The 17,291-nt window shown below is 59.3% G+C and carries 17 protein-coding genes and 1 riboswitch; of the genes, 9 read left to right on the forward strand and 8 right to left on the reverse strand.

Translation table 11 applies throughout. The features are described 5' to 3' along the window. Positions 1-181: 181 nt before the first annotated feature. Positions 182-424, forward strand: a complete 243-nt coding sequence (gene hfq / locus AGR13A_RS06735; protein ID WP_003496145.1) for an RNA chaperone Hfq — start codon at positions 182-184, stop codon at positions 422-424. 108 nt (positions 425-532) lie between these two features. Beyond that, positions 533-1,957 (forward strand): GTPase HflX, encoded by a 1,425-nt coding sequence (hflX, locus tag AGR13A_RS06740; protein ID WP_208612388.1) that lies wholly within the window; start codon positions 533-535, stop codon positions 1,955-1,957. Between the two features lie 27 nt (positions 1,958-1,984). On the opposite strand, the gene mazG is transcribed toward hflX, so the two are convergent. Both mazG and AGR13A_RS06750 read right to left on the reverse strand, forming a co-directional pair. Next, positions 1,985-2,830 (reverse strand): nucleoside triphosphate pyrophosphohydrolase, encoded by an 846-nt coding sequence (gene mazG / locus AGR13A_RS06745; RefSeq protein ID WP_080834317.1) that lies wholly within the window; start codon positions 2,828-2,830, stop codon positions 1,985-1,987. Between the two features lie 103 nt (positions 2,831-2,933). Beyond that, positions 2,934-3,521 (reverse strand): deaminase, encoded by a 588-nt coding sequence (locus AGR13A_RS06750; RefSeq protein ID WP_080834319.1) that lies wholly within the window; start codon positions 3,519-3,521, stop codon positions 2,934-2,936. A 251-nt stretch (positions 3,522-3,772) separates the two neighbouring features. Between AGR13A_RS06750 and cysG the strand changes: the two genes are divergently transcribed. From cysG to AGR13A_RS06780, 5 genes are all read left to right on the forward strand, one after another. After that, on the forward strand, positions 3,773-5,236 hold the full coding sequence (gene cysG / locus AGR13A_RS06760; protein WP_080834325.1) for a siroheme synthase CysG: 1,464 nt from the start codon (positions 3,773-3,775) through the stop codon (positions 5,234-5,236). Then, the gene (locus AGR13A_RS06765; protein ID WP_035217422.1) at positions 5,229-5,543 is read left to right on the forward strand and encodes a DUF2849 domain-containing protein; all 315 of its coding nucleotides are present in this window, start codon (positions 5,229-5,231) and stop codon (positions 5,541-5,543) included. The genes cysG and AGR13A_RS06765 overlap by 8 nt, the downstream gene beginning before the upstream one ends. A gap of 8 nt (positions 5,544-5,551) precedes the next feature. After that, entirely contained in the window at positions 5,552-7,222 is a 1,671-nt protein-coding gene (locus tag AGR13A_RS06770) for a nitrite/sulfite reductase (protein WP_080834327.1), read from the forward strand. Positions 7,223-7,232: 10 nt separating this feature from the next. Further along, a complete protein-coding gene (locus AGR13A_RS06775; RefSeq protein WP_080834328.1) occupies positions 7,233-7,739 on the forward strand; it encodes a DUF934 domain-containing protein in 507 nt (168 codons plus the stop codon). 149 nt (positions 7,740-7,888) lie between these two features. Next, complete coding sequence (locus tag AGR13A_RS06780) at positions 7,889-8,701, forward strand: ferredoxin--NADP reductase (RefSeq protein ID WP_035217416.1); 813 nt, start codon at positions 7,889-7,891, stop codon at positions 8,699-8,701. Positions 8,702-8,751: 50 nt separating this feature from the next. On the opposite strand, the gene AGR13A_RS06785 is transcribed toward AGR13A_RS06780, so the two are convergent. After that, a complete protein-coding gene (locus AGR13A_RS06785) occupies positions 8,752-10,026 on the reverse strand; it encodes an MFS transporter (RefSeq protein WP_080834330.1) in 1,275 nt (424 codons plus the stop codon). 196 nt (positions 10,027-10,222) lie between these two features. Here AGR13A_RS06785 and AGR13A_RS06790 point away from each other — a divergent pair, with 196 nt between their 5' ends. Continuing rightward, on the forward strand, positions 10,223-10,726 hold the full coding sequence (locus tag AGR13A_RS06790; protein ID WP_080836624.1) for a hypothetical protein: 504 nt from the start codon (positions 10,223-10,225) through the stop codon (positions 10,724-10,726). Positions 10,727-10,774: 48 nt separating this feature from the next. Here the strand turns inward: AGR13A_RS06790 and AGR13A_RS06795 are convergent, their stop codons facing one another. The 5 genes from AGR13A_RS06795 to AGR13A_RS06815 all read right to left on the reverse strand — a co-directional run bounded on the left by AGR13A_RS06795 (position 10,775) and on the right by AGR13A_RS06815 (position 16,677). Beyond that, entirely contained in the window at positions 10,775-11,578 is an 804-nt protein-coding gene (locus AGR13A_RS06795; RefSeq protein ID WP_080834332.1) for an endonuclease/exonuclease/phosphatase family protein, read from the reverse strand. Positions 11,579-11,730: 152 nt separating this feature from the next. Continuing rightward, complete coding sequence (gene gcvP / locus AGR13A_RS06800; RefSeq protein ID WP_080834335.1) at positions 11,731-14,595, reverse strand: aminomethyl-transferring glycine dehydrogenase; 2,865 nt, start codon at positions 14,593-14,595, stop codon at positions 11,731-11,733. After that, complete coding sequence (gcvH, locus tag AGR13A_RS06805; protein ID WP_003502678.1) at positions 14,595-14,957, reverse strand: glycine cleavage system protein GcvH; 363 nt, start codon at positions 14,955-14,957, stop codon at positions 14,595-14,597. The genes gcvP and gcvH overlap by 1 nt, the downstream gene beginning before the upstream one ends. Before the next feature lie 28 nt (positions 14,958-14,985). Beyond that, positions 14,986-16,125 (reverse strand): glycine cleavage system aminomethyltransferase GcvT, encoded by a 1,140-nt coding sequence (gene gcvT / locus AGR13A_RS06810; RefSeq protein WP_080834337.1) that lies wholly within the window; start codon positions 16,123-16,125, stop codon positions 14,986-14,988. A gap of 154 nt (positions 16,126-16,279) precedes the next feature. Continuing rightward, positions 16,280-16,367, reverse strand: a riboswitch (glycine riboswitch). A gap of 124 nt (positions 16,368-16,491) precedes the next feature. After that, entirely contained in the window at positions 16,492-16,677 is a 186-nt protein-coding gene (locus AGR13A_RS06815; RefSeq protein ID WP_035217408.1) for a DUF3008 family protein, read from the reverse strand. Positions 16,678-16,850: 173 nt separating this feature from the next. Between AGR13A_RS06815 and AGR13A_RS06820 the strand changes: the two genes are divergently transcribed. Continuing rightward, entirely contained in the window at positions 16,851-17,231 is a 381-nt protein-coding gene (locus AGR13A_RS06820) for a hypothetical protein (RefSeq protein ID WP_080834339.1), read from the forward strand. The last annotated feature ends 60 nt before the right edge of the window (positions 17,232-17,291 follow it).

The following is a 17,291-nucleotide window of genomic DNA, read 5'->3' on the forward strand; positions in this document are numbered from 1 at the left end:
TCCCGAATCGAAAAAGCGGGTCAATACTCGTACTCATTCGGCTGTTTTGACCGTTGCGGAACGGAACACGATTTGATACCAGAGTTTGAGGTCGACCAAGCGGGGGACAAGACTTGGCCGGCTTATTATTGATTGATTATTTTCCGGTATCCCTGCCGGCAAAAAAGAAAGAAGCGGCGCCATGGCGGAACGTTCTCAAAACCTTCAGGATCTCTTCCTCAATACCGTTCGTAAGCAAAAGATTTCGCTCACGATTTTCTTGATCAACGGCGTCAAGCTGACGGGCGTTGTCACCTCCTTCGACAATTTCTGCGTGCTTCTGCGCCGTGATGGTCATTCGCAGCTTGTCTACAAGCATGCAATCTCCACCATCATGCCCGGCCAGCCGATGCAGATGTTCGAGAGCGAAGAAGGCGCAGCCTGATCGGGCTCCCTCGACGGTATCTTTCGACATAGGCTGACGTGAAGAGGGAACATTTCCGGTTCCGTCAGGTTATTCTAAGGGCCGCCCGCGCGGACGCGGTCGGCCGCAATGTTCCTTCTGGATAAGGCTGAGCCCATTTCGACGCGAGACACCTCGAACGAATCGATCATTCCGGAGCAGGAGAAGCGCCGCGACGACATGCGCGCCGTGGTTCTCGTGCCGGTTCTCAAGCAGCAACGCGAAGGCCGCGATGCGGCGTCGGCACCTCCTTCCCCCGGTCGCTCCGTTGAAGCCAAGCTTGAGGAAGCGAAGGGTCTGGCGCTTGCCATCGATCTCGACGTGACGCAGGGTCTTGTCGTTCCGGTCAATCAGCCGCGTCCCGCCACCTTGTTCGGAACCGGCAAGATCGAGGAAATCGGCCATCTTCTGGATGAGACCAATTCCGGCCTCGTGATCGTCGATCACCCGCTCACCCCGGTGCAGCAGCGCAATCTCGAAAAACAGTGGAATGCCAAGGTCATCGACCGTACCGGTCTGATCCTTGAAATCTTCGGCCGCCGTGCCTCCACCAAGGAAGGCACGCTGCAGGTCGATCTTGCGCATCTGAACTACCAGAAGGGCCGCCTCGTCAGAAGCTGGACCCACCTTGAACGCCAGCGCGGTGGCGCCGGTTTCATGGGCGGTCCGGGTGAAACCCAGATCGAGGCCGACAGACGCCTGCTGCAGGATCGCATTGTCAAGCTGGAGAAGGAATTGGAGCAGGTGGTGCGTACCCGCCAGCTTCACCGCGCCAAGCGCCGCAAGGTGCCGCATCCGATCGTCGCGCTGGTGGGCTACACCAACGCCGGCAAATCCACGCTGTTCAACCGCATCACCGGGGCAGGTGTTCTGGCGGAGGACATGCTGTTCGCCACGCTCGACCCGACATTGCGTCGCATGAAACTGCCACATGGCCGAACCGTCATCCTGTCCGACACGGTTGGCTTCATCTCCGACCTGCCGACGCATCTCGTCGCCGCTTTCCGCGCGACGCTCGAAGAAGTGCTGGAAGCCGATCTCGTTCTGCATGTGCGCGACATGTCCGATCCCGACAATGCCGCGCAATCGGCTGACGTGCTGCGCATTCTCGGCGATCTCGGCATTGACGAGAAGGAAGCCGAAAAGCGCATCATCGAGGTCTGGAACAAGGTCGACCGTCTGGAACCCGAGGCGCATGACGCCATCATGCAGCGTGCCGAAGGCCGCTCGGATATCCGTGCCGTTTCGGCAATCACGGGCGAGGGCGTCGATGCCCTCATGGACGAGATTTCAAAACGCCTGTCCGGTGTTTTGACGGAAACAACCGTTCTCCTGTCCGTTGAGCAATTGCCGCTCATATCCTGGGTTTACAGCAACTCCATCGTCGATAGCCGTGAAGACCATGAGGATGGCTCGGTTGCGCTTGATGTGCGCCTTTCGGAAACGCAGGCGGCTGAACTCGAACGGAAGCTTGGAAAGGCGACCATTCGCGAGCGGGAAGACTGGGAGCGCTGAGCGCTCCTTAGCGGAATATCAGAACAATCAGGACGAAACCGTATCGAGCGACCGTTCGATGCGTTTCGCCGCCTGCCACAGGTCTTCCATTCTCTCAAGGCTCGCTTCCTGAAGCGTCTCGCCACTGTCAGAGAGTGATGTTTCGATATGGTTGAAACGCCTGCGGAATTTCGTATTGGTGCCACGCAGCGCATTTTCCGGATCGGTCTTGACGTGGCGGCCGATATTGACGAGCGCGAAAATCAGGTCGCCGAGTTCGTCCGAAACCTTTTCCGGTTTTCCTTCCGCCAGCGCCTCGCGCAGCTCGGCTATTTCCTCTTCGATCTTGTCGAGAATGGGAGCCGGATCCGACCAGTCGAAACCGACGCGGGCCGCCTGTTCCTGTAGTTTCAAGGCCTCCGTCAGCGCCGGCTGGCTACGTTGTATCCCACCCAGAAAGCCCGCCTTGAAATCCTCCGTAATGCCCCGGCGCACGCGGCGCTCCGCCCGCTCGCGTTTTTCCTCGGCCTTGATCCGGTCCCATTGCAGCTTGACACTGTCAGGCGTATCGGCGTCCGATGCGGCAAAGACATGCGGATGGCGGCGGATCATCTTCGAGGTGACGGCCTCAACCACGTCACCAAAGGCGAATTCGCCCTTTTCCTCGGCGATGCGGGCATGGAAGACCACCTGCAGCAACAGGTCGCCCAGCTCCTCGCAGAGATCGTCCATATCCTCGCGCTCGATGGCATCGGCGACTTCATAGGCCTCTTCGATCGTATAGGGCTTGATGGTCTCGAAGGTCTGGACGACATCCCACGGGCAGCCGGTCTCCGGTTCGCGCAGGGCCTGCATGATCTCGATCAGGCGGGAAATATCCTTCGAGGCTTCCATATGTCTCAAACCTTCGTTCTTGCGGGGAGTATGGGTGGAAACGGGATCACCCGCAAATGCCCTGTCTTTTCGTTTTTACTCTTTGTTCGGATGCAAAACCGCGTCAGTTGAGCGGAATGTCATTGTCACCCTTTGAGGACTGGTAGCTGGTGGAAAGATCGTCATAGACGGCCTTGATCCGGGCCGTCTGCGCCTTCAGCGTGGTCTTCAGCGGATCGTCTTCGCCCTCCACCAGATCGGCGATGAAATAGGAATTCCAGAAGGCATTGTTGCGGCGATATCCGCCGGGCTCCAGCCCGAAAACCTCCTTGAGGATTTTCAGATCATGCGGGATTGCGAAAGCGTCGCGGGAATCCTCGTGACTGAAGAAGGAGTAGAAATTGTCGAAGCCGGCCCAGGTGATGGCGGACATGCACATGGTGCAGGGTTCGTGGGTCGAAAGGAAAATCAGTTCCTTGGTATTCGGCTTTTCACCCAGTTCGTAAAACCGTTTCAGCGTGTGCACTTCGCCATGCCAGAGCGAATTTTCCAGCTCATTATTCGTCTCGGCCACCACCAGCGACAGGTCGGATTTGCGCAGGATCGCCGCACCGAAAACCTTGTTGCCGAGGCTGACCCCGCGCGCTGTCAGCGGCAGGATATCGTGTTCGATGACATCGAGAAGGCGGGCGGCGAGGGTGTGGCTGGTCAAGGGGCTGGTCCTTCGTGCCGCCTGCAGAAAAGCGGTCTTCGCATGGAGAAATCGACAGGAAACGGTCGCTCCTTGTTCGGCGCGAGGACCCGGTTTGTCAAGGGATTCTGAAGGGATTCTGAGGCCCGAAAAGGGACTGCCGGTTTGTTTTCCTCCAAAACAGGGGTCTTCGAGAAATAAAAATCCAGGTGCTGGAAAGGCTTGAATTTCTGTTTCTTCAATCTTGCATCGCAATGCGGGATATATGTCCAATGCACAACGAACATGATTTTTCCGCTGCTGGCGACCGCCTTTCAACCTTCCCTGCCTTCTTCCGGGTTGAGGGACGGCAGGTCGCTGTTTTCGGAAATGGAGACGAGGCTTTCGCCAAGGTAAGGCTTCTCGCCAACACTGATGCGCATATCGTCGCCTATGCCGATCAGCCGGAAGCGGATTTTAGACGTTATCTCCAGGAAAACAGCATTGATCATCGGGCATTGGGTTTCGAAAGCCGTCTGATCGATGGTGCAACGCTGGTTTTTGCCGCAACTGGTGACGAGGCGCTGGACCGTGAGATCGTTTCTGCGGCGCGTGCAAAGAAAATCCCTGCCAATGCGGTGGATCAGCCGGAATTCTGCGATTTCTTCACGCCGGCGCTGGTCGCCCGCGCGCCTGTCGCCATTGCCATCGGCACGGAAGGGGCGGGGCCTGTTCTTGCCCAGATGATCCGCGCGCGCATCGATCAGATGTTGTCGCCGTCGCTCGGCAAGCTTGCGCGTCTTGCCGTGCAATATCGCGACGCAGCCGAAGAAAACGTGCCGAAGGGCGCCTTGCGGCGCAATTTCTGGCGGCGGTTCTTTTCCGGTGCGGTCGCGGATGCCGTGGCTCTTGGCGATACGTCTTCAGCACGTGAAGCCGCTGACCGTCTGCTGCAATCGCCTGAGCGCAGCGAAGGCCGCGTCTGGCTGGTTGGTGCCGGTCCGGGGGCGGAAGATTTGCTGACATTGCGCGCCCAGCGCGTGTTGATGGAAGCCGATGTGATCGTCTATGACGCGCTTGTGCCGCAGGCGATTGTCGATATGGGGCGCCGCGATGCCGAGCGTCTCTCCGTCGGCAAGCGCAAGGGCTGCCACACGAAATCGCAGGAGGAAATCAACCGCCTGCTGGTGCGCCTCGGCAAGGATGGCAAGCGTGTCGTGCGCCTCAAATCCGGTGATCCTCTGGTCTATGGCCGGGCGGGCGAGGAAATGGCGGCGCTGCGTAATGCCGGTATCGGTTATGAGATCGTGCCCGGTATCACTTCCGCCTTCGCCGCCGCTGCGGATTTCGAATTGCCGCTGACGCTGCGCGGTGTCGCCTCGTCGCTGATTTTCACCACCGGCCATGACCTGACCGGCGATGTCCTGCCCGACTGGGCCCGTCTTGCCGTCTCCGGCGCGACCATTGCCGTCTATATGGGCCGCAGCGTCGCCGCTTCGGTTGCGACAAGGCTGATCGAGGCGGGGCTTGGCGTGGAAACGACGGTCGCCGTCATCGAAAACGCCAGCCGCGCGGATCGCCGCCTGCTGCATGGCACATTGAACGATCTGCCCGACCTCGAACATCGCGATGAGCTGACCGGCCCGGTCATGGTCATCATCGGCGATGCCGTGGCGGGCGCTAATTTCGACAGGTCCGAGGCGCTTGCGCTTGCCGCAAGGCCGGCGAACCTCAAACGGGAGTATGCAAATGGCTGACAAGGTTTTGACCGCCAACCGCCTGAGCGACGGTATCGCCGTCTGGCTCGACGCCAATGGCGAATGGACGGAGAACCTGCAGGGGGCGATCGTGGCCCGCCATGCGGAGGCCGTCGCCTCGTTCGAGGAAATCGGCAAGCGGGATTTCTCCGCCAACAAGGTCGTGGATGTGGCCGTCATCGATGTTGTCGAGGAGAACGGCAAGCTCTGGCCGACCCGTCTTCGCGAACGCATTCGCGCCGCTGGCCCAACCGTGCACTATGCCACCGGCTTCAAGCCGGCCGATGCAGCATTCATCGCAGTCTGAGGAAGAATATGTACCGTTACGACGAGTTCGATCACGCATTTGTTGAAGGCCGCGTGGCACAGTTTCGCGATCAGGTCGAGCGCCGCCTTTCCGGCGAACTGGCCGAGGATGCGTTCAAGCCGCTGCGCCTGATGAACGGTGTCTATCTCCAGCTGCATGCCTATATGCTGCGCGTCGCCATTCCTTACGGCACGCTGAATTCCAAGCAGATGCGGATGCTGGCCCATATCGCCCGCAAATATGACCGGGGTTACGGCCACTTCACCACCCGCCAGAACATCCAGTACAACTGGCCGCGTCTGTCCGATACGCCGGATATCCTGTCTGAACTGGCAAGTGTCGAAATGCATGCGCTGCAGACGTCCGGCAACTGCATTCGTAACGTCACCGCCGACCATTTCGCCGGTGCGGCTGCCGATGAGGTCGCCGATCCGCGCCCCTATGCGGAAATCCTGCGTCAGTGGTCTTCCGTACACCCGGAATTCTCCTTCCTGCCGCGCAAGTTCAAGATCGCGGTGACGGGCGCCGAGCGCGACCGCGCCGCCATTCAGGTTCACGATATCGGCCTGCATCTGAAAAAGAACGACAGGGGCGAGATCGGGTTCGCCGTTTATGTCGGCGGCGGACAGGGTCGTACACCGATGATCGCCAAGAAAATTCGCGACTTCCTGCCGGAAGAGGACCTCTTGTCCTACACCACCGCGATCATGCGCGTTTATAATCTGCACGGCCGTCGCGACAACAAATACAAGGCGCGTATCAAGATCCTCGTGCACGAGACCGGTGCGGAAGAACTGGCCCGGCAGGTCGAGGTGGAATTCGCGGAACTGAAGAACACCGAGTTGAAGCTTCCGGATGCCGATATCGCGGCTATCACCGCTTATTTCGCGCCGCCCGAACTGAAGGACCGCCCCGAGGGCTGGGAGAGCCTGGCGCGCTGGAAGCGGGCCGATGAAGGCTTTGCCCGTTTTGTCGAGCAAAACGTCGCGCCGCACAAGCACCCGGACTATGGCATGGTGACGATTTCGCTGAAGCCGATTGGCGGCATTCCGGGCGATGCGACGGACGAGCAGATGGAACTCGTCGCCGATATCGCCGCAGAATATGCCTTCGACGAAATCCGTATCAGCCATGAGCAGAATATCATCCTGCCGCATGTGGCGCTGGCTGATCTCGAACCGGTCTATCGCGCGCTTGTCGGCGCTGGGCTGGCCACCGCCAATGCCGGGCTGATCACCGATATCATTGCCTGTCCCGGGCTGGACTATTGCGCGCTCGCCAATGCGCGTTCCATTCCGCTGGCGCAGGAAATCTCCACCCGCTTTGGCGCGCATGAGCGTCAGGCGGAAATCGGTGAGCTGAAGATCAAGATTTCCGGCTGCATCAATGCCTGTGGTCACCACCATGTTGGCCATATCGGCCTTCTGGGCGTGGAGAAAAAAGGTGCTGAACTCTACCAGATCACGCTTGGCGGATCGGGCGATGAAAACACCTCGATCGGCGAGATCATCGGCCGTGGCTTCGAGCCGGAAAAAGTGACCGATGCTGTGGAAACCATCGTCGACACCTATCTTGGTCTTCGCCTTTCGAAGGAAGAGAACTTCCTCGAAGCCTATCGCCGCGTCGGACCGCAGCCTTTCAAGGATGCGCTCTACGGTTCCGCAGCCGAAGCCGCCTGAGGAGATTGCAATGACGAAAATCTGGAACCGCGACGGTTTCGTGGAAAACGATCCCTGGGTGATTGAAACGGAAGAAGTGAAGGCGACAGCGGAGCAAAGGCCCTTGCTGCCGTTTGCCGATTTCCTCGTCCGCGCTGCCGAGAGCAACGATATCGGCCTTGGTGTTCTCATCGCGCCTGCCGACGATGTCACCCGGCTTGAGCCTTATCTCGACCGTATCGAGCTTGTTGCCGTGAGCTTCCCGGCCTTCAATGACGGCCGTGGTTTCAGCCACGCCTCGCTGCTGCGCAGCCGTCTTGGCTTTACAGGCGAGGTGAGGGCTGTCGGCGATGTGCTGATCGATCAGGTGCCGCTGATGTTGCGGACGGGCTTTACCAGCTTTGCGGTGACGAACGGCACGGCGATCCGCCGCCTGTCTGAAAATCGCCTGCCGGAAATTCCGGTCTATTACCAGCCGACGGCCAGACAGGCCGCTGGCGGAGAGGCCTATAGCTGGCGCCGCCGTGCGGCCGGTTGACGCATGATGCGAGAAATATGAGTTTTGGATACATATTTCCTGCGCACATGGCAGTATTGACATTCTCATGCCTTCAAACCGGAGCAAAAATGGTATAATTGCCCGGTCGGAGAATGTCGCTTATCGAATAAGAATGGACGGAACCTGAAATGAACGCGCCAGCCAAGACGGAAGATTTCGCGATCAAGATACCTGATGGTGTTTACGCCGAGACGGTTTTATCGGTGGAGCATTATACGGACCACCTGTTCCGTTTCCGCATGACGCGTCCGGCCGGTTTCCGTTTCCGCTCCGGCGAATTCGCCATGATCGGCCTGATGGTCGGAGAAAAGCCGATCTATCGCGCCTATTCCATCGCCAGCCCCGCCTGGGATGAGGAACTTGAATTCTTCTCGATCAAGGTTCCGGATGGCCCGCTGACCTCGCATCTTCAGGCGATCAAGCCCGGCGACACCGTCCTGATGCGCAAGAAGCCGACAGGCACGCTGGTTCTGGATGCGCTGACGCCCGGCAGGCGGCTTTACATGTTCTCCACCGGCACCGGCATCGCGCCTTTCGCGAGCCTGATCCGCGACCCGGAAACCTATGAGAAGTTCGAGGAAGTCATCCTCACCCATACCTGCCGCGACGTGGCCGAACTGAAATACGGCTTCGATCTGGTCGAGGAAATCCGTAACCACGAATTCCTGAACGAGATCGTCGGCGACAAGCTGAAGCATTATGCAACGGTCACCCGCGAGGATTACCCCTTCAAGGGCCGCATCACCACGCTGATCGAGAACGGCAAGCTGTTTGCGGATCTCGGTGTTCCGGCGCTCGATCCCGAAATCGATCGCGGCATGATCTGCGGTTCCTCCGCTATGCTCAAGGACACCAAGGAACTGCTTGAAAAGGCGGGGCTCAATGAAGGCGCCAATAACAAGCCAGCCGAGTTCGTGATCGAGCGTGCTTTTGTCGGCTGAGGAAATATCCGTACAGACGTTTTTAAAAAGGGGGCCGAAAGGCCTCCTTTTTATTTGGCGGCGATCTCGTCATTCTGTCTTGGCGCGATCTCATTCCGGTAGACAAGGAACAGGGCTATAGCGATGGCCGCAATGCCGCCGCCAACCAGATGTGACAGGGCATAACCGCCTTTCGTCACCAGCCAGCCCGCAACGACATTGCTGAACGAAGCGCCGATACCCTGCACCATCATCACGCTGGCGAGACCGACGTTGAAACGCCCTGTGCCTTTCAGGATTCGCTCCACAGCCACCGGCGTCACAATCCCCAAAAGGCCCGCGCCTATACCGTCGAGAAACTGCACGGGGAAAATAACCCAGAAATCCGTGAAAGCGGACGCAAGAAACCCACGGATCGGCAATGCTGCGAGCGCAATGAGAAAGACCATGGCAAGGCCGAAACGGCGTATGAGCAAAGGCGCCATGGCAGCCACAAAGATCATGGCAAACTGCGCGACGCCGGTGATGATGGCGGTGGTGCGGAACGGCGTCTGCAATTCGATCGCAAAATCCTGGGCCAGAAGCCGCCCCATCGGCGCATTGCCGAAATGGAAGATGAGCAGGATGACGGCGAGCAGGATCAATCCACGTTCGTGAAACAGCACATTGATGCCGGAGGGGCCAGGTTCGCCCTTGTCTTCACCCAGACCGCGCGCAACCTTGTGATCGATCCTGTCAGGGTCGATTGCGGCTGCGGCAACAAGCGCTCCCGCCGCTGTCAACAGCATGAGACCGATGACGCCATGCAGTCCGAAGAAGGAAACGGCAACATAGGTGGCGAAAAGCGAGGCAAAGTTGCCGCCGTGGTTCCAGAACTCGTTTCGCGAAATCTGCCGGGAAAACAGGCGTTCGCCCACAAGGCCGAGTGTCAGCCCGGCGAGGGCGGGACCGACGACGGCGCCGACGACAGCGGTCATGATCTGGCCAGTCCAGACAATCCAGACATCGGGAAAGATGAGCGTAATGAGCGCCCCGATGGTCACCAGAACGACAGGCACCGCGATCAGCGTCCGTTTCCACACCGTGCCATCAACAAGGGCGCCGCACAGGGGGGTCGCCAAAAGGCCGACCAGCCCGCCGACTGTTGCAATCAAACCAAGCGAAAGCGATGACCAACCCTTGGTGGCCAGAAACGCATCCAGAAACGGCCCAAGCCCGTCACGCGCATCGGCAAGAAAGAAGTTCAGCGCCGCCAGCGCAAAGAGCGTGCGGTCGGACAAACCGCTGCGCGGCAGCCCCCCGGAAGGGATATTAGCCTTCGATGCCGAAATGCCGATAGTCGTCATGGAACAAGCTCCGAAATATGCCCGATATTGGCACAGGGTCACCGTGGCTCGCCAAGAACATGCCTGCCGGCATTTGGTTGCATCGACGCGGACGAAACTTTCGCTGACGTTTTTTTTAGTTGCCTGAAAAATGGCACGAGGAACATTTTCGGCGATCCGCGAGTTACCTTTCATCAAATCGTATCGGATGATCGCCATGAAAACGAAGGCAGCCCTAATCTTATCTTTCGCAAGCCTCATTGCCGCAAGCCCGACGCGCGCCGATGAAAGCGGGTTCCTGTCGTCGCTGGAGGGCACATGGACAGGCAAGGGAACGGTGATCACCCGCATCGGCATGCCGCCGATCAATGTCAATTGCACCTTGAGTTCCGACGCAAAGGCGACGGCGCTGCGCATGTCGGGTACATGCCGTGGTCTTGTCGTGGTAAAGCGCGCCATCGCCGCTGACCTCGCCGCCAGCGGCGCGCGTTACAGCGGCACCTATACCGGCCCCTCCGGCCGTCCTTCGGCATTGGCCGGCAACCGTCAGGGAAATGCAATCAATCTCACGGTCCGCTGGAACCGTGAAATCAACGGCGACCGCGTCGCGGCCATGACCATTGAAAAAGTCGGTGACAATGGCCTGCGGCTGCGCACGACCGACAAGGACGGCAAGACCGGTAAAACGGTGGTGACGAGCGACATCCGGCTGGTGCGCTGATTACTTTCGGCTAGCTGCTGGTGAAAGTCGGACATTGAGTTCAGATTTTCAGCTGAACTCGAGAAGCAGCGGGCAATGGTCCGAGACTTCCGGCTGCGTCACGACATGGAAGTGATCGACCTTCACGGCCGGATTGACCAGCATATAGTCCGCATAACGATTTTGTTTCGTGTAGTGCGATGTCCGCGTGTCGGTAAAGCCGCGTGTCGTAACGAGCTCGACAAGGTCCAGCGTCTTCAGCACGGCGAATGTCTCACTATCAGGCAGAACATTAAAATCGCCACAGACGATGACCCGGTCGCCATCCTCGGCGATGTTTCTGACGAGCTGGACGAGTCGTTCTGCCTGCGCCAGACGGGCGGGTGTATCCCGTTTGCCATCGAGTTCCCGCAGGCCATGCATATGGGCGATGACGACCGGTCTACGGGTCGTGAAATCAAAGACACGAATGGCATGACCGGTGCGCGAGCGAGGATGATCGCCATATCCGTCCGCGGAAAAGGCGCCATGCACGAAACCCTGCGCCTGCGCGACAATGGCAATGGATTTGCGCACGAAGGTCGCCAGCCCCCATTGGGAAGGATACCGCGTCTCATCATCCCACAGATCGCCCTGCGCTGCCGGGCAGAACACCGCCAGATGATCGGGCAGGGCCTTTGCGACATCCTGCAGGAAATTCGCCCTCTGCGGCAGGTCAATGCCGTGATCACGATAGATCAGCCACTCCTGCGTGGCCGCCGGAGTATGAATGACCTCCTGGAGACACAGAATATCGGGATCGACCGCGGCAATATAGGAAACGAGCTCGTCATGGAGCTTTCCGCCCCAACCGTTCAGGCAGATCAGACGCATTCACACTCCATCGCCGCTGGTTTGCATGGTCCGGTTTAACATGGATCGACGGGCGATCAATCGTGTCAGCGCGATCCCAGGACCGTTTCACTTGCAGCAACGAAAAAAGGCCCGGATCTGTCCGGGCCTTCTTATTATTCGAACCGAGTGCCTTATTCGGCGGCTTCGGCATAAGCCTCCATCGGCGGGCAGGTGCAGATGAGGTTGCGGTCGCCATAGACATTGTCGATGCGGTTGACCGGCGACCAGTATTTGTCGATGCGGAACGCACCGGGCGGGAAGCAGCCCTTTTCGCGGCTATAGGGACGATCCCATTCGCCGACGAGGTCTTCCACCGTATGCGGCGCGTTCTTCAGCGGGTTGTTGGTCTTGTCCGCACGGCCTTCCTCGATGTCGCGGGCTTCCTCGCGGATCGCCAGCATGGCATCGCAGAAACGGTCGATTTCAGCCTTGGTTTCGGATTCCGTCGGCTCGATCATCAGCGTGCCGGCAACCGGCCAGCTCATGGTCGGCGCATGGAAACCGCAGTCGATGAGGCGCTTCGCGACATCGTCCACCGTCACGCCGCAGCTGTCTGCCAGCGGGCGGGTATCAATGATGCATTCATGCGCCACACGTCCCGTTTCGGACTTGTAGAGCACGTCATAAGCGCCCTTCAGCCGTTCGGCGATGTAGTTGGCGTTGAGGATCGCCACCTTGGTCGCCTGCGTCAGCCCTTCGCCGCCCATCATCAGGCAATAGCTCCAGGAAATCGGCAGGATCGACGGCGAACCAAACGGGGCAGCAGACACCGCACCCTCACGGCCGTCCGTCGCCGGATGGCCGGGCAGGTAAGGAGCAAGATGTGCTTTGACGCCGATCGGTCCCATGCCGGGGCCACCGCCGCCATGCGGAATGCAGAAAGTCTTGTGCAGGTTGAGATGCGAAACATCAGAACCGATATCGCCGGGACGGGCGAGACCGACCATGGCGTTCATGTTGGCGCCGTCGAGATAGACCTGACCGCCATGCTTGTGCGTGATCTCGCAAATCTCGCGAACGGTCTCTTCGAACACGCCGTGAGTGGACGGATAGGTGATCATGCAGCACGAGAGGTTTTCCGCATACTGCTCTGCTTTTACACGGAAATCATCGATATCGATGTCACCGTTATCCCGCACCTTCACCGGCACCACCTTCATGCCGACCATCTGCGCGGAGGCAGGATTGGTGCCATGCGCCGAGGTGGGAATGAGGCAGACGTCACGATGTGTGCCGCCATTGGCGAGGTGGTAGTTGCGGATGGTCAGAAGCCCGGCATATTCCCCCTGCGCGCCGGAATTCGGCTGCATGGAGAAGGCGTCGTAACCGGTGACCGAGCACAGCTTTTCGGAGAGATCGTCGATCATCTCCTTGTAACCGAGTGCCTGATTGGCAGGTACGAAGGGATGGATGTCGGAAAATTCCGGCCAGGTGATCGGTAGCATTTCCGCCGTGGCGTTCAGTTTCATGGTGCAGGAACCGAGCGGGATCATCGAACGGTCAAGCGCCAGATCGCGGTCCGAAAGACGGCGGATGTAACGGGTCATCTCGCTTTCGGCACGGTTCATGTGGAAGATCGGATGCGTCATGTACTGGCTGGTGCGCAGCAATTCCTTCGGCAGACGATAGTCCGGCTCGAAATCCGAGATCGAGAAATTGCCGCCAAAAGCGCGCCAGACGGCTTCCAGCGTTGCCGGACGCGTGCGCTCGTCAAGGCTCATGCCGATCTTGGTCGCGCCGACCTTGCGCAGGTTTACACCTTCCGCTACGGCCGAACGCAGGATGACGCCCTGCATATGGCCGACTTCGACGGTGATCGTGTCGAAGAAGGTTTCCGGCTCGATGGTGTAGCCGAGCTTTTCCAGTCCCTTGGCCATCAGCACCGCCTTCTGGTGGGTCTGCTGGGCAATCGCCTTGATACCCTGCGGGCCATGGAAGACGCCATACATGGAGGCCATAACGGCGAGCAGCACCTGCGCGGTGCAGATGTTCGACGTCGCCTTTTCGCGGCGGATATGCTGCTCGCGGGTCTGCAGCGACAGGCGATAGGCGCGGTTGCCGCGCGCATCGACCGAAACGCCGACCAGACGGCCGGGCATGGAACGCTTATGCGCATCCTTGACGGCCATGTAGGCCGCATGCGGACCGCCGTAACCAACCGGAACGCCGAAACGCTGCGAGGTGCCGATGGCGATATCCGCGCCCATTTCGCCGGGAGACTTCAGGAGCGTCAGCGCCAGAAGATCCGCGGCGACGGCGGCAATCGCGCCCGTCTGGTGCAGGCGGGAAATCAGGCCGGAGAAATCGCTGACATGGCCATGCGTGCCCGGATACTGGAAGATCGCGCCGAACACGTCGACCGGATCGAGATCGGTAAAGGGGTTGCCGACAATCACCTTCCAGCCGAGCGGGGCCGCACGCGTCTCGATCAGCGCAATGGTCTGCGGATGGCAATTGGCGTCAACGAAGAAGGCGGTCGCCTTGGACTTGGCAACACGCTGGCACATCGCCATGGCTTCGGCAGCCGCCGTCGCTTCATCGAGCAGCGATGCGTTGGCAACGTCGAGACCGGTCAGGTCGCACACCATCGTCTGGTAGTTCAGCAGCGCCTCAAGACGGCCCTGGCTGATTTCCGGCTGGTAGGGCGTATAGGCCGTATACCAGGCCGGGTTTTCCAGAATATTGCGCTGGATGACCGGCGGCGTGATGGTGCCATAATAGCCCTGGCCGATCAGCGAGGTCAGGACCTGGTTCTTGTTGGCCGTCTCGCGAAGACGGTCGAGCGCCTCGCGTTCGGTCAACGCGGCACCCCAGGTCAGCGGCACCTTCTGGCGGATGGAGGAGGGAACGGTGGCGTCGATCAGGGCGTCGAGGCTCTTGTAGCCAACGACCTTCAGCATCTCGGCCATTTCCGACGGCGACGGCCCGATATGACGCCGGTTGGCGAAATCATAGGGCTGATAGTCGGTGAAATGGAATTCGGTGGGCGTCGTCATTACGCGATCAGCTCCTTGTAGGCTGCCTCGTCGAGCAGCGTATCGGCATCCGCCGCATTGGAAAGCTTCAGCTTGAAGAACCAGCCGGCGCCCTGCGGGTCGGAATTGACCAGCGAAGGATCATCGACGATGGCCTGGTTGATTTCCACCACTTCGCCATCCAGCGGACAATAGACGTCGGAAGCCGCCTTGACGGATTCAACGGTTGCCGCGTCGCCATCCTTGGAGAAGGTGGCGCCCACTTCCGGCAATTCGACGAAGACGAGATCGCCAAGCTGTTCAGCGGCGTGGCTGGTGATGCCAACGGTGGCGATATCGCCTTCGAACTTCAGCCATTCGTGTTCTGCGGTAAATTTCAGCATCGTATTCTCTCCGGAGATGGGATGAAGATTATCGTTTATAGGTGGGTTTGATGAAGGGCAGGGCGGCGACGGTGACGGGCAGATATTTGCCACGCACTTCCGCAAAGACAGCCGTGCCGGGAGCAGCGTGGGAAACAGGCACGTAACCCATGGCGACGGGACCTTCGACCGAGGGACCGAAACCGCCCGAGGTCACTTCACCGATTTCCGTCTTGCCTTCGGCATCCGCAAACAGCTTCGAATGGCCGCGCACCGGCGCCTTGCCTTCCGGCTTCAGGCCAACGCGTCGGCGCGATGTGCCGTCTTTCAATTCGCCGAGAATGCGCTCTGCGCCGGGAAAACCGCCCTCGCGGTCGCCGCCAGCGCGGCGCGCCTTCTGGATCGCCCATTCGAGCGAGGCTTCGATGGGGGAGGTCGTCGTATCGATATCGTTGCCGTAGAGACAAAGGCCGGCTTCCAGACGCAGGCTGTCGCGCGCACCAAGTCCGATCGGATCGCAATCGGGATGTTCGAGCAGGGCTTTGGCAATTTCTTCGGCCTTGTCGGCCGGCACGGAGATTTCAAAGCCGTCTTCACCGGAATAACCGGAGCGGGAGACGATGCAGGGCACGTCATGCAGCGGCACTTCCTGCACATCCATGAATTTCATTTCCGAAACGCCGGCCCAGAGCTCAGCCAGAACGGCCTCCGCGCGCGGTCCCTGAAGCGCGATGAGCGCCCGGTCATCGAGAAGCGTTATCTCGCAGGCATCGGAAAGATGCGCCTTCATATGGGCGACATCGGCATCCTTGCAGGCCGCATTGACGACGACAAACAGATGGTCACCGCGATTGGTGATCATCAGGTCATCGAGAATGCCGCCATTTTCGTCGGTGAAGAAACCGTAGCGCTGGCGACCTTCCTTCAGGCCGAGAATATCCACCGGCACCAGCTTTTCCAGCGCGAGTGCGGCATCTTCATTTCTGCCGGACTTCGCCTTCAGGATCACCTGACCCATATGCGACACGTCAAACAGACCGGCGGAGGTGCGGGTCTGAAGATGTTCCTTCAGAACGCCGGCCGGGTATTGGACCGGCATGTCATAACCGGCGAAAGGCACCATGCGGGCGCCAAGCGATAGATGCAGGGAATTGAGCGGCGTGATTTGAAGCTCGGCGGTATCGTCCAAGGACGCCTCCAGGGTTGCGCGAAAGATCGCGCGGGCTCAGGTCATGACGCTAAAAACGCGCCGGGTTCAAGAGCCCCCTCTGTCCTTGTCGCCTGAGATTGTTATCCCTTCGGCGAGCCGTCCTAATGAAAGGTGGCTTCTCTCCAGAGTTCCGTCGTCACCGCTGGTCCTTTTGCCTGAGAGTTTCCGGGGCGGTTGCTCCTTCGGCACCGCAGTGAAGCGGTTTCTCCCAACGATGATGCGACGCTCATTATCTTCGAAGACCCGTTATTGGCAAGGACCAAATGACGCATCTGAACAGATTCTTGCTCCATCTGCGCCATCGTCGGCGTAAGATGCAGTCAACAGCCTGAGTGCCGGACAATATCAGTCGGATTTTTTCTCCGGCAACCCCTTGCGTTTTGTCGATGCCAATTCATCAAGTTCCTTTTCTGTCATGGACTTCTCCATGCTTTTTGAAGCACCTTGTAAACTGGATTTCTTGATGTCGCCGCGTTTGGCGGCCAGCGCCGCGCCCGCCGCTTTCTGCTGGGCTTTCGATTTGGCCGGCATGTCGGATACTCCTTCCGTAATAGTTTATCGGAGGGAAAATGCCGCGCTCCGACGATTGTTCCGGTTCAGAGCCTGGGGCTGCGGCAAATTTCCCCTTTGAAATCGGTGAGAAAGAGAGGTATCGCCAGAGTATGGACGCAAATCGAAAGCGACGGCTGACAGGGATGGAGAAAATGCTTCGCATTTTCTGCGCGACCCTGATGTTGTCGCTCGGCTTTGCCCACAAGCCCGTACTTGCCGCTGCCTCGCAAGTCGTGCTTGATGAGAGTTACCGGCTGCCGGATGGCACCTTTGCAGAGATTTGCCTCGGCCACGGCGGCGGGGTGAATGCCTCGCACGCCAAGGACGGTCCGACCCATTCCAGCGATGCGATCCTGTTTTGCGAGGCCTGCCTGCTGGCCTCGTCCATTCTCCTGCCCGTGCCCGATGCGGACGGCTGGCTGAGGACCGAATTCGCCTGGCTCGACAATCGTTTATCCGCGGAGTGGAGTTTCCGCTCGGTCCTGACGATCCTTAAACAGGCTGCGCGCGGCCCGCCATTGCTGTCCGTCTGATCTCTTCGTTTCACAGGATCATCGCCGCCGGCTGGCGGCACGCAATGGCTGCACTGCCCG

This window comes from Agrobacterium genomosp. 13 str. CFBP 6927 (assembly GCA_900012615.1).
Lineage (GTDB): Bacteria > Pseudomonadota > Alphaproteobacteria > Rhizobiales > Rhizobiaceae > Agrobacterium.

What these genes read in the sequence shown, in the direction of transcription:
- hfq (WP_003496145.1), top strand. Translation starts at nt 182, where the DNA reads ATGGCGGAACGTTCTCAAAACCTTCAGGATCTCTTCCTCAATACCGTT.
- hflX (WP_208612388.1), top strand. Translation starts at nt 533, where the DNA reads ATGTTCCTTCTGGATAAGGCTGAGCCCATTTCGACGCGAGACACCTCG.
- mazG (WP_080834317.1), bottom strand. Translation starts at nt 2,830, where the DNA reads ATGGAAGCCTCGAAGGATATTTCCCGCCTGATCGAGATCATGCAGGCC.
- cysG (WP_080834325.1), top strand. Translation starts at nt 3,773, where the DNA reads ATGCACAACGAACATGATTTTTCCGCTGCTGGCGACCGCCTTTCAACC.
- AGR13A_RS06765 (WP_035217422.1), top strand. Translation starts at nt 5,229, where the DNA reads ATGGCTGACAAGGTTTTGACCGCCAACCGCCTGAGCGACGGTATCGCC.
- AGR13A_RS06770 (WP_080834327.1), top strand. Translation starts at nt 5,552, where the DNA reads ATGTACCGTTACGACGAGTTCGATCACGCATTTGTTGAAGGCCGCGTG.
- AGR13A_RS06775 (WP_080834328.1), top strand. Translation starts at nt 7,233, where the DNA reads ATGACGAAAATCTGGAACCGCGACGGTTTCGTGGAAAACGATCCCTGG.
- AGR13A_RS06780 (WP_035217416.1), top strand. Translation starts at nt 7,889, where the DNA reads ATGAACGCGCCAGCCAAGACGGAAGATTTCGCGATCAAGATACCTGAT.
- AGR13A_RS06785 (WP_080834330.1), bottom strand. Translation starts at nt 10,026, where the DNA reads ATGACGACTATCGGCATTTCGGCATCGAAGGCTAATATCCCTTCCGGG.
- AGR13A_RS06790 (WP_080836624.1), top strand. Translation starts at nt 10,223, where the DNA reads ATGAAAACGAAGGCAGCCCTAATCTTATCTTTCGCAAGCCTCATTGCC.
- AGR13A_RS06795 (WP_080834332.1), bottom strand. Translation starts at nt 11,578, where the DNA reads ATGCGTCTGATCTGCCTGAACGGTTGGGGCGGAAAGCTCCATGACGAG.
- gcvP (WP_080834335.1), bottom strand. Translation starts at nt 14,595, where the DNA reads ATGACGACGCCCACCGAATTCCATTTCACCGACTATCAGCCCTATGAT.
- gcvH (WP_003502678.1), bottom strand. Translation starts at nt 14,957, where the DNA reads ATGCTGAAATTTACCGCAGAACACGAATGGCTGAAGTTCGAAGGCGAT.
- AGR13A_RS06815 (WP_035217408.1), bottom strand. Translation starts at nt 16,677, where the DNA reads ATGCCGGCCAAATCGAAAGCCCAGCAGAAAGCGGCGGGCGCGGCGCTG.
- AGR13A_RS06820 (WP_080834339.1), top strand. Translation starts at nt 16,851, where the DNA reads ATGCTTCGCATTTTCTGCGCGACCCTGATGTTGTCGCTCGGCTTTGCC.